The sequence below is a fragment of the Carboxylicivirga marina genome (assembly GCF_016612505.1).
GTDB lineage: Bacteria > Bacteroidota > Bacteroidia > Bacteroidales > Marinilabiliaceae > Carboxylicivirga > Carboxylicivirga marina.
Genome location: NZ_JAENRR010000193.1, coordinates 1 through 276, shown reverse-complemented (window position 1 = coordinate 276; position 276 = coordinate 1). Strand labels below are relative to the sequence as shown.

General features: G+C 41.7%; 1 protein-coding gene. It reads right to left on the bottom strand.

The window, feature by feature from the left end:
• Positions 1–36 precede the first annotated feature (36 nt).
• On the bottom strand, positions 37–276 hold a 240-nt coding region (locus JIV24_RS22555; protein ID WP_234445935.1), incomplete at its 5' end, for a hypothetical protein.

Below are 276 nucleotides of genomic sequence, written 5' to 3'. Positions count from 1 at the left end.
ACTGAATTAAAAGAACTCACCCGATTATCATCGGTTTCAAACAGCTTTTAATTCTACGCTCACTTCGATTGAAAGGTGCCCATCTACGTTGCTGATGTCAGAACCCTTGGAAATTATCGTCAGACTCATGCACCATTCAAAACAGCGTTTTGACAGCGCGGTGGCCTGTCTGGCAATGGAGCCAGTGGTGGGGTGAAAGACTAATTTCGTGATACTTCTTAAAAGGAGCTTGCTTTTGCCTTTGATAAAAGGCTTTACTTTTATTAGATGTATAGA